This is a genomic window from Bradyrhizobium sp. P5_C11_2, from assembly GCF_054049755.1.
In genome coordinates, this window is sequence record NZ_JBFULT010000250.1 from 1 (window position 1) to 10511 (window position 10511).

Below are 10511 nucleotides of genomic sequence, written 5' to 3' on the forward strand. Positions count from 1 at the left end.
CTTCGACGGGCTGTCGGTCTCGTGCTTGATCGCGCCCTCGAAGGCGTCATGGGTCTCGGCGGCGACGACGGCGCCGGGATCGACCCTCAGCACCGGGCTCACATAGGGGCCGTAGACATAGTGGTACTTGCCCTGCTCGCTCTCGGTGATGGTGTACTGCGTGCCGCGCTCGCCCCTGGCGACGCCTTTGCGTGCCATGATGGAATCGTTTTGCCAGGCCATTGCTGTTCTCCTTGGTTGTTGGCGCCGCTTTCAGACCGCGAGGTGCCGGCGCATCTCCGCCTCGTCGTCGAGCGCCAAGCGGTCGAGACTTGCGACGATGCGGCCCTTGTCCATGACGTAGCAGCGCTGCGCCATGGCGCGGATCATGTCGAGATTCTGCTCGACCAGAATGATGGTCACGCCGGTCTTGCGGTTGAGCTCGACCATGTTGCGCGCGATGTCCTGGACGATGTTGGGCTGGATGCCTTCGGACGGCTCGTCGAGCAGGATGAGATGGGGGTCGGCGATCAGCACCCGCCCGATCGCGAGCTGCTGCTGCTGGCCGCCGGACATGGTGCCGGCGCGCTGGGACCAGCGCTCGGCGAGGATCGGAAACGCCTCGACGATCCTGCGCCGGCCCGCTTCGGGAATGCCGCCGCCCTTGATCGCGGCGCCGACCGCGACGTTCTCGCCGACGGTCAGTCGCGGAAACACGTCGCGCCCCTGCGGCACATAGCCCATGCCGAGGCGCGCCCGCTTGTGCGCCGGCAGGGATTCCACCGCCTCGCCGCGATACACGATCGAGCCGCTCATCGCCGGCACGAGCCCGATCAGGCTCTTCATCAGCGTCGACTTGCCGACGCCGTTGCGTCCGATCACGGCGACGATCTCGCCTTCCCGCACCTCGATCTCGAGGCCCTGGAGCACCGGCTTGCCGCCGTACCCGGCGCGCAGGCCCAGCGTCGACAGGATCACTTCCTTGCGCGGCATATCAAGCATGGGCCTGCCCCAGATAGATCGCCGCCACGCGTTCGTCGGCGACGATCTGGTCGATCGTGCCTTGCGCAAAGACCTGACCGAGATGCAGGACGGTGACGCGCTGGGCGACCTGACGCACGAACGCCATGTCATGCTCGATCGCCAGCACCGTCATGCCGTCGGCATTGAGCCGCTGCACCATCTCGCCGGTCGTGCGGGTTTCTTCCGGCGACATGCCGGCGGTGGGCTCGTCGAGCAGGAGAAGACGCGGCTTCAGGCTGATCGCCATGCCGATCTCGAGCCATTGCTTCTGGCCGTGGCTGAGATTGCCCGCGGTCTGGGCCTGCTCGCTCTCCAGTCCGAGGAAGGCAAGCAGCCGGCCGATCTCCGCTTCGAGCTCCGCGCCGCGGTGCCGGCTCTGCAAGGCGATCTCGAGGTTCTGACGGACCGACAGGCCCTTGAAGACGCCGGGCACCTGGAACTTGACCGAGAGACCGCGATGAATTCGCGCAAATGATTTCAGCGCCGTGATGTTCTCGCCTGCAAAGAGGATGTCGCCGCTGCCGGGATGATGCTCGCCGAGGATCAGGCGGAACAGCGTGCTCTTGCCGGCGCCGTTCGGGCCGATCAGACAGTGGATCTCGCCGGCTTCGAGGATGAGGTCCACGGCGTTGGTGACGTGCAGGCCGCCAAAATGCTTGTTCAGCTTGCGGAGCTCGAGCAGCGACATCAGCCCGCCCTCTGCGTGAAGCGGGTGGCGAGGCGGCCGAGCCAGTTCATCAGGCCGAGCACGAGGCCGTTCGGGGCGATCAGGACGGTGAGCACCAGCAGCACCCCCATGAAGATGAGCGCATACTGGCTGCCGTAGATGGTGAGCGCCTGGAACGCGGCGAGCACCACCAGCGTGCCGATGACGGTCGATGTCAGATCGCTGCGACCGCCGACCGCGACCCAGATCAGGGGCAACGCCGCCGCCGTCATGCCCATGCTCGAGGGCGTGATGTACTGTCCCCACACCGTGTAGAGCACGCCGGATATTCCTGCGAGCGCGGCCCCGATCACGAAGGTGATGAGCTGGTACTTGCGCACGTCATAACCCAGCATCTCCGCCCGCTCCGGATTCTCGCGGATCGCGACGATGACGTTGCCGAACGACGAGTTCATCAGGATGCGCAAGGCCAGATAGACGAACACGAGGAGGCCGAGCACGAGGTAGTAGAGGCCGACATCGGCGAACAGCACGATCGGCTCGCCCGGCCACGGGATGGTCAAGGGCGGCATCGCGCTCATGCCGTTGAAGCCGTTCAGCCGCGCACTGCCGATGTGCCACTCCGGTCCCGCGGTCTGGGCCATGAAGCGTTCCAGCATCAGGGTCACGGCGAGCGTGACGATGCCGAGGAAGACGCCGGCGATGCGGCCGAAGAACATGAAATAGCCGAGCAGGACGGCGAACAGTGCGGCAATTGCGACGGCGACGACCATCGCAATCAGTGTGAAGCCATAGGCCGAGCCGAAATTGATGGTCAGGATGCCGTAGCCGTAGCCGGCGATCCCGAAAAACGCCGTCTGGCCGAAGGAGAGCGAACCGCCATAGCCCCAGATCAGGCACAGGCTGAGCGCGATGAACACCCAGACGAAGAAATAGACGGTGTTGCCGACGGTGTAACCGTCGCTGAACAACGGATAGGCCAGCGCCAGCAACAGCACGATGGCAAACAGAGCCCAGAAGGCCCGGCCGCGGCCGACCGTCTGCGGGCCTTCGAGACGACGGAACAGGGAGACGAAACCGCTCACGACACCATCACTCCGTCACGTGCGCTCGCGCAGCACGAAGCCGGAGATGCCTTTCGGCAGCACCCGGACGACGATGATGACGGCGACCAACAGGCCGATCTGGCCGAACAACTGCCCCTGCCACGACGTCATCACCGATTTCACCACCGCGAGCACGGTGCCCGCCGGCGCCGTGCCGAGGAAGACGTCGGCACCGCCGATCACCACGGTGACGAAAGCCTCCATGATGAAGGTCGCGCCCATGGTCGGCACCAGCGTCATGGTCGGCGCGTACAGGCCGCCGGCAAGGCCGGCGAGCCCTGCCCCGCAGGCGAAGGTGAGGCTGTAGATCAGCCGCGTGTCGACGCCGAGCGCCGCCGCCATATGCGGTACCTGAATGGTGGCGCGCGCCAGCACGCCGAAGCGGGTCCAGTTGAACAGGGCGTAGAGCCCCGCCAGCACGCCGAGCGCGGCGCAGAACAGCACGATGCGATAGATCGAATAGGAGTAGTCGCCGACCTGAAAACTGCCGAACGGCGTGCCGACGCCCGCCATGGTGGAACCGACCATGATCAGCGTGCCTTGCGTCGCGATCAGGCTCAGACCCCAGGTCGCGACGATGGTGTCGAGAGGCCGGTCGTAGAGATGACGGATCACGGCGAGCTCCACCAGCACGCCGACCAGTGCGGACACGATCGTTCCCGCCAATATCCCCAGCGGCAATGGCAGGCCGGCATGCACCGTCGCCGCCGTCACATAGGCGCCGCACATGATGAACTCGCCATGGGCGAGATTGATCACGCCCATCATGCCGAAGATCACCGCGAGCCCGCAGGCCGACAGCACCAGGAACGCGAAGGCGTCGCCGAATTGATAGAGCGCCGAGAATGCAAGGGTCGCGATGTCCATGGACCTGCCAGACTGGTGAGAGAAGCGGCGTTGCCGCCGCGGATGTCCGTGATCGCCCCGGCGTGCCGTCAACGCCGGGGCGACCAGCCGTCGTCAGGGTTTCGGCGGCGGGTTCGACGGCGTGTACTGGGCCATCGGATCTTTCTTGGTGAGGTCGCAGCCGGCGTCACCGAGCCAATAGGGCTTGATGTCCTCCCAGACCTTGGGGAAGGAGATGGCGTGATTGGCATCGACCTTCGCCAGATAGATCGTGTGCGACATGTGCTGGCTCTTCGGGTCGATGCAGACCTTGCCCTCCGGCGCGTCCATGCAGACGTCGCCAATCGCGATCACCTTGCGGATGTCCTCGCGCTTGGTCGACTTCGCCCGCTCGACCATCTGCTTGTAGAGATAGACGGCGAGATAGGAGTTCTCGGCCTCCTGGTTCACGTAGGGCTCGCTCGGGAACTTCGCCTTGAACTTGGCGTAGAACTCCTTGCTCTTGGGCGAGTCGATTTCCTCGATGTAGTTGGTGGTGACGTACATGTCCTTCAGGCTCGGCGGCTTGAAGCGCTTGTGCTCGTAGCCCTGCCCGACATTGACCGAAGACGCCATCGGCAGGTTGACGTTGGCGGACGCGGCCTGCTCGTAATAGGAGGCCTGCGCGGTGCCGACCAGCAGCGTGACCACGAAGTCCGGCTTGGCCTTCTGGATGTTCTGGATGCTCTGCGAGAACTGCGACACGCCGAGCGGGATGAACTCCTCGCCGGCCATCTTGCCGCCGTTCTCCTTGACGATCTTGCGGACCCATTCCGCCGAGATCTGGCCGAAATTGTAGTCGGCGGCGAGCGTGTAGACGTTCTTGCCGTACTTCTCCATCATGTAGGGAATGAGCGTGGAGAACTGCTGCTCGGGCACCGCGCCTGTGACGATCATGTGGCCGTCGCAGACGCCGCCCTCATACTGGTTGTTGTAGAAGGCGAAGCCGTTGAACTGGTCGACGATCGGGCGATACGCCTCGCGCGAGGCCGAGGAGAAGCCCGCGAACACGACGTCGACCTTGTCGCGCTGGAGCACGCGCCGCATGAATTCCTGGTAGCGGGTGTTGTCGGATTGCGTGTCGTAAGCGACGAGCTCCAGCGGCCGGCCCATGATGCCGCCGGCCTTGTTGATCTCGTCGGCGGCGAGCTGGATGGCGTGGACCTTGCCGATGGTGGCTGCGGCGAAATCGCCGGACTGATCCTCCAGCACGCCGAGCTTGATCGGGTTTTCCGCCGCGAGCGCCTGATGTGATCCGAAGACAAGCGTCCCCGTGAGGGCTGCGGCGCGCAGCCCCCGCAATACAGACTTGGTCATTTTGCTTCTCCTAGATGGCCTGCTTGTTGCCGCCTTGCAGCGTAATGCCGGTTGTGCGGCCGGACGTGTCGGGCGGCTTCGCCCGCTTGCTCAGAAACTCCTCGCAATAGAGTTCCATGTTCTGCCGCGCGCGCATGCTGTCGCGGCGGAGCTGGGAATAGGCACCCTCCTCGTCGAGGCCATCCTGCTGCATCAGCAGGATGACGGCCCGGATCACCGCGCGACGGCCGCGGCGGCGCTCTTCGAGGCCCAGCAAGCGCTCGTACATCTCGCTGCGCAGCAGAAACTGGTTGATGCCCATGAACAGTGACGTGTAGACCGCGCCGCCATGCACCGGCTTGCGCAGAAACGAGGTGGCGCCGAGGTTGACGAGCGCCTTGAGCCGGCTCGGCGCCTCGACGCCGACGAGGCCGATGACCGGCACCGGCGGCAGGCGCGAGGCCGGGTTGACCTCGATCGCAACCGCGCCCTCGAGGTCGCCGTCGACGAACAGGATGTCACGGTCGGCCTGAAGGCCGGCGGCCTCGATCTGCGCGCGGCCGTCGATGATTTCCGGATATTCGGTCGAGACGCCGAGCTTCGCCAGCGTCGTTTCGAGCGTGCTCTCCCATCCCCCTCGCCGGGTGACGACGATCGCGCGGCCGCCCTTGAAGTTCTGAAGCAGTCGGGAGCTCATGATTGCACCACCTTCAACAGCGGAGAGCGCATCGCGCTGGCAAAGCGCGGCGACGACTGGACGAGATAGGGATCGGGCGCGACCGGCTCGCGGGATTCCAGCAGCACCTCGAACTGCCCGCCGGCGGTCGAGCGGCCGATGCGCGGCGTAAGCCAGGCGTGAAAGGTCTGCCGGTCGATCCGCACCTCGCCTTGCGGCGCACGCAGCCGCTGATCGGCCACGGCGGCGCGCACCGTGCGGGCGTCGTCGGTGCCGGCCTGCGACAATGCCGCCGCGAGCAGCTTGACGGCGATGTAGGAGGATTCAGCATCTGCCGACGAGACCGGTCCGTCCGGAAAGGACGTCGTGTAGGCGCGCATGAAGGCGCCATTTTCCGGCGAATTCAGGGAGGAGAAATAGACGCTCGAGGACAGATGCCCGTCGACCGCGTCCGGACCGATCTCCGGTAGTTCCGGTTCCGACAGCGTGCAGCTCGCGACCGGAATTTCCGCAGCCTGATCGATGCCGCGCGCCCGGCAGGCGGCCCGGAACGCCCGAAAAAAGGCATAGGCGCTGGTGCCGATCAGATTGTTGAAGACGAAGTCGGGACGCTGGTCGATGATCGCCGCGATCACCTGGTCGACCTCGGTATCGCCGACCGAGAGATAGCGCTCCGCCAGCACGGTGCCGCCCCGCGCGGTCAGCGCCTCGCGGAAGATGCGGTTGTTCTCCCAGGCCCAGATGTAGTTGGAGCCGACACAGAAGGCGCGCGAGCCGACGCGGGACGCCAGATAGTCGACCAACGGCAGCACGTGCTGGTTGGGCGCGGCGCCGGTGTAGATGACGTTATCGGAACTCTCGAAGCCCTCGTAGTGGGACGGATACCACAACAGTCCGTCGAACTTCTCGAAGCACGGGATCACCTCCTTGCGGCTCGACGAGGTGTAGCAGCCGACCACCTGCCGGATGCCGGAACCGAGCAGCTCGAGGCTGAGCGAACGGTAGCGCGCGAGGTCGCCGGACGGGTTGACCACCACTGGCTCCAGCGCAATGTCGTCACGGCTCGCATTGACCTCCTGGAACGCGAGCAATGCGCCGTTGAGGATCGAACGTGCGACGACGCTGTAGGAGCCCGTCGTCGAGAACATCACGCCGATCCGATATTGTTTCCGCGTCATCACTCGATCCAAAAACAAAAAAAGCGCCCGCCGGCTGTGAAGCCGAGGGCGCCCTCGCCGCCAACCGAACACGCGACGACCGCGTGGCGTTGGAAATGGTTGAACTTACCGCGTTGATGGGCCGTCTTGCCCTACGCTCGTGCATTACGGTCGTTGAGATCGAATACGATGTCAAGCGCGTTGTTGCAGCGAAAATTGCCGCAATTCGTGCCGCCCTGTAGCAAAACTGTGCAGACGGAAGACGACCCGCGTCAAGCCGCGACAGACGCGCGCAAGCGCCGCCAGCCGATGACGACGCCGGTGACGGAGAACACCAGCCCGAGTGCGCAGAGCCCGACGATCAGGGTGTCACGGAGACGCGGATGCGCCATGAGCGCCGGAAAATCGAGCGTATGCAAGGCGCTGTAGAGCCAACGATACGCCCGCCGCGACGCGTCCAGCCTTTGCAACACGCCGCCGTTGGCGCTGTCGACGTCGAACCAGAGGTCGCCGCACCGTGAGCGATGGACGGGCGCCCCCGGAACGATGGACTGCGCGGGGTAGTCGTCGTTATCGGCAAGAACGGACGGCGGGTTGCAGCCGGCCGCAAGGCGCATCGTCAAGCCCTGAACCTCCTGCGCGCTCAGGAATCCCGACTGGCCATCACGGGGCGCCYCTACTGCCCTGACCAGGATCTGGCTGCCAAGTGCGATCCGGTCACGACGATAAACACCGCCATTGAAGGCGAACCATTCGACCTCGCGGGCGGAGGACGATATCGGCGCCCGATCAAGCGACGAGACGGCCGTCCAGTCCGGCGGGGCGTTCGCTATCCCGGCTTCGGGCGCGGTCAACTGCCCGCGCGAGAACAGCCGGCCGTGATCCATGGAGAGCCAGCCGCTGAAAATCCAGGTCAGCACGAACACCGTCGCCGCAAGGCCGATGATGTGATGCAGGGCATGCCAGCCACGGTATGGCGAGGAGACCTGGCGTCCTCGAATCCTGATCCGCACGATCCCGAGCACCGCGCCCAGCACCGCCGCAACCGACGCCAGCAGCGACAGCGTCCAGACCACGCGATCCCACAGCGCCCAATTGCTTCGCAGGACCGTCGGATAGATCCAGTGCAGCACACTGCCGACCAGATTCCATCCGCGCGCGCTCCGTGTCGTCTCCAGCACGATCTCGCCGGTCAGCGAGGAGACATAGACCTCCGTCCCGGCGGCATCGCCGAGGGCCACGCGAAACAGCGGCCGGTGGCGATCAAAACCGTTCGGCACGCTCCATTGATCGTAGTCCGCGCGCGCGAGGATCCTCGCGCCGGTGGCTTCGAGCCCACGGTTGCGAGCATGATCCTGCGCCATGGCGAGCGCAAACTCGGGAGACGTGACCGATGCGTCCGCTCCGTCCGAGGCGCGGACTGCGCGCATACGCGACGCTCCCGAGACGACGTACACCGGTCCGTCGCTGCGCTCGATCAGGCGAGCACGCGTCGCATCGGTGAGGCCGCTGGCGGCCACCGCATCGGCAACCGCGATCGCCACCCGCGCACGATCCACCGGCGCAAGTCCGGCAAAGCGTTCCGCCTCCGTCAGCGACGGAAACGGAACGAAGTGCATCACGATGCCGGTCGCAAACCACATCGCGAACAGCAGGCAGAACGCGATCCCGAGCCAGCGGTGCAGCAGGACGATCGCGCTCATCATGTGGTCAGCGCCCTACCATTTGAACGCGGCCGAGATCTCATAGGTGCGCGGCGCGCCGAGCAGGATCTGGTCGGGATAGAACGGATCGCCCCAGATCGCATAACGCTTGTCGGTGATGTTGCGCACGCGGAAACCAAGGCGGGCCTGATCGACCGCATTGAACACCGTCTTGGGGATGTCGACGAAGGTATAGACGTCGGCCACGGTGTACGCCTTCAGCGTCACGACGTTTGCGTCGGTGTTATAGCGGTCGCCGACATAGCGGCCGGTGATGCCGAGCTCCACCGGCCACGGCGTGAAGAACCGATACGACGCGCCGGCATTGGCAACGACGCGCGGCACGTTCGGCGGCGTGTTGCCGGAGAACGAGCCGCCGACGAAATTGTAGTCGGCGTAGCGCGCATCGACATAGGCGATGTTGCCCCAGAGCCGCAAAGGCTCGATCGGCCGGATGGCCGCCGCGAGCTCCACGCCCTTCGATTCCTGCCGCCCGGCGATGTTGAGCTGCATGCCGCCGGCCGCCGCATAGACGTTCTTGCGCAGGATGTCGTAGGCCGAGAACGACCACTCAGCCCGGTTGTCCCAGAACAGATGCTTGACGCCGGTCTCGTAGGTGCGCGCGGTCGTCAGGTCGAGCGGCTGAGTTGGCAACAGCAGGAAGATATTGTTGGCGGAGACGTCCGCGCCGGTGGCGTACTGGCTGAAGAAGGTCAGGCCGGGCACGGCGTCCCAGGTGTAGCCGATGCGTCCCGTCACCGGCGCCCAGTCCTTCGTGAACGGAAAGCCCGCGTTCACCAGACCGTTCTGGTCGGTTGAGTTGCGGTCGAGCCCGATATGCTCGACGCGCAGGCCGCCGATCAGCGCGAAGGTCCGGGTCAGCTTCAGCCGGTCCTCGAACGACAGCGCCTCGTTGTCGATTCGCGCGGTCTGCTGCTTGGTCGCGAGCTCGCCGTAAAAGCCTCGATCGAAACCGACCAGCGGAACATAGTCGTTCGGGAATTTCGCCGCGCCCGGCCTGACGAAGTCGAGATAGCTTGACGACAGCGTCGTGACCAGCCGGTTGTCGAAGCCCGCGATGTTCGTGTCCCAGATCAAGTCGGTGATGTTGCCGACAAGGCGCTGGCTGTGTGCGACATAGAAGCGCTCGCGGTCCACCATGTTCGAGTTGGGCAGGCCCGTACTGGCATTGAACGCCTCGACCTCGTTATTGAACCAGGTGCGCTCTGCGCCATAGCCATAAACTTGGCTTTTCAAGGTCAGGTCCGACGCCAGCTTCAGCTCGAAACCTCCGCGCAGCCAGACTTCCTGCGCCACGTTACGGTTGTCGAGGACGTTGTAGTTGGCGTTGAAGGTACGATCGTCGATCGTGACCGGACCAAGATTGGTTTTGTTATAGTTCGAGACGTAATTGCCGGAGACGATGCCGCTCGTGGCATGCGAGCCGCTGAAGGCAATCGGCACCAGCGGCGCACCCCAATAGGCCCTGCCGCGATCCTCGCGATACTCGATCGCGCCCCAGACCTTGAGGCTGTCGGAGATGCGGTAGTTGAGCTGGCCGGACACATCCAGCGTCTTGGTATTGGTGTCGTCGGCAAAGCCGTTGAGCGAGGAACGGCTGATGTCGAAGCGGTAGTCGAGCCCCTGCACGTTGGTGCTGCCGCCCGAGCCGTAATGGACGCCGAACGAGTTCAGCGAATCCCAGGAAAAGTCAGCCTCATTCCGGATCGGCCCGGTGTGTGGCTGCTTCGTGACCAAGTTGATTGCGCCACCGGCGGCACCTTCACCCGATATCAGCGAGGCCGGACCTTTCAAAAATTCGACGGCTGCGAGATTGGCCGTATCCGTGATCCGCGAGGTCATGTTCTGCGGACCGATTTTGATGCCGTTGTAGAGCATGTTGATCTGGCTGTTGGTGAAGCCACGCATGGAGAAAGCCGCGGGCTCGGCCGGATTGTCGCCGGAGGTGACGCCGACCGCGCCCTGGGCCACCTCGGATACAGTGCGATAGCCCTGCTC

The 10511-nt window shown here is 64.8% G+C and carries 10 protein-coding genes and 1 pseudogene; 1 reads left to right on the plus strand and 10 read right to left on the minus strand.

Annotated features, from left to right (window positions below):
- The 8 genes and pseudogenes from ACXJL8_RS22265 to ACXJL8_RS22300 form a co-directional block, all read right to left on the minus strand.
- Window positions 1-222 (minus strand): annotated as a pseudogene (locus ACXJL8_RS22265) (acetamidase/formamidase family protein); the annotation flags it as partial.
- A 30-nt stretch (window positions 223-252) separates the two neighbouring features.
- Complete coding sequence (locus tag ACXJL8_RS22270; protein ID WP_456617831.1) at window positions 253-972, minus strand: ABC transporter ATP-binding protein; 720 nt, start codon at window positions 970-972, stop codon at window positions 253-255.
- 1 nt (window position 973) lies between these two features.
- A complete protein-coding gene (locus ACXJL8_RS22275) occupies window positions 974-1690 on the minus strand; it encodes an ABC transporter ATP-binding protein (protein WP_456617748.1) in 717 nt (238 codons plus the stop codon).
- A complete protein-coding gene (locus ACXJL8_RS22280; protein ID WP_456617749.1) occupies window positions 1690-2754 on the minus strand; it encodes a branched-chain amino acid ABC transporter permease in 1065 nt (354 codons plus the stop codon). Before ACXJL8_RS22280 ends, ACXJL8_RS22275 begins: the two co-directional genes overlap by 1 nt.
- Before the next feature lie 15 nt (window positions 2755-2769).
- Window positions 2770-3642 (minus strand): ABC transporter permease subunit, encoded by an 873-nt coding sequence (locus ACXJL8_RS22285; RefSeq protein WP_456617750.1) that lies wholly within the window; start codon window positions 3640-3642, stop codon window positions 2770-2772.
- A gap of 93 nt (window positions 3643-3735) precedes the next feature.
- Entirely contained in the window at window positions 3736-4977 is a 1242-nt protein-coding gene (locus ACXJL8_RS22290) for an urea ABC transporter substrate-binding protein (protein ID WP_456617751.1), read from the minus strand.
- 10 nt (window positions 4978-4987) lie between these two features.
- Entirely contained in the window at window positions 4988-5653 is a 666-nt protein-coding gene (locus tag ACXJL8_RS22295) for an ANTAR domain-containing response regulator (RefSeq protein ID WP_456685594.1), read from the minus strand.
- A complete protein-coding gene (locus tag ACXJL8_RS22300) occupies window positions 5650-6810 on the minus strand; it encodes a transporter substrate-binding domain-containing protein (protein ID WP_456617753.1) in 1161 nt (386 codons plus the stop codon). Before ACXJL8_RS22300 ends, ACXJL8_RS22295 begins: the two co-directional genes overlap by 4 nt.
- Before the next feature lie 95 nt (window positions 6811-6905).
- On the opposite strand from ACXJL8_RS22300, the gene ACXJL8_RS22305 reads away from it, so the two are divergent.
- Complete coding sequence (locus tag ACXJL8_RS22305) at window positions 6906-7031, plus strand: hypothetical protein (protein WP_456617754.1); 126 nt, start codon at window positions 6906-6908, stop codon at window positions 7029-7031.
- A gap of 30 nt (window positions 7032-7061) precedes the next feature.
- On the opposite strand, the gene ACXJL8_RS22310 is transcribed toward ACXJL8_RS22305, so the two are convergent.
- Together ACXJL8_RS22310 and ACXJL8_RS22315 are read right to left on the minus strand one after the other, a co-directional pair.
- Complete coding sequence (locus ACXJL8_RS22310) at window positions 7062-8495, minus strand: PepSY domain-containing protein (protein ID WP_456685595.1); 1434 nt, start codon at window positions 8493-8495, stop codon at window positions 7062-7064.
- Window positions 8496-8507: 12 nt separating this feature from the next.
- The coding region (locus ACXJL8_RS22315; protein WP_456685596.1) for a TonB-dependent receptor at window positions 8508-10511 on the minus strand (2004 nt) is incomplete at its 5' end.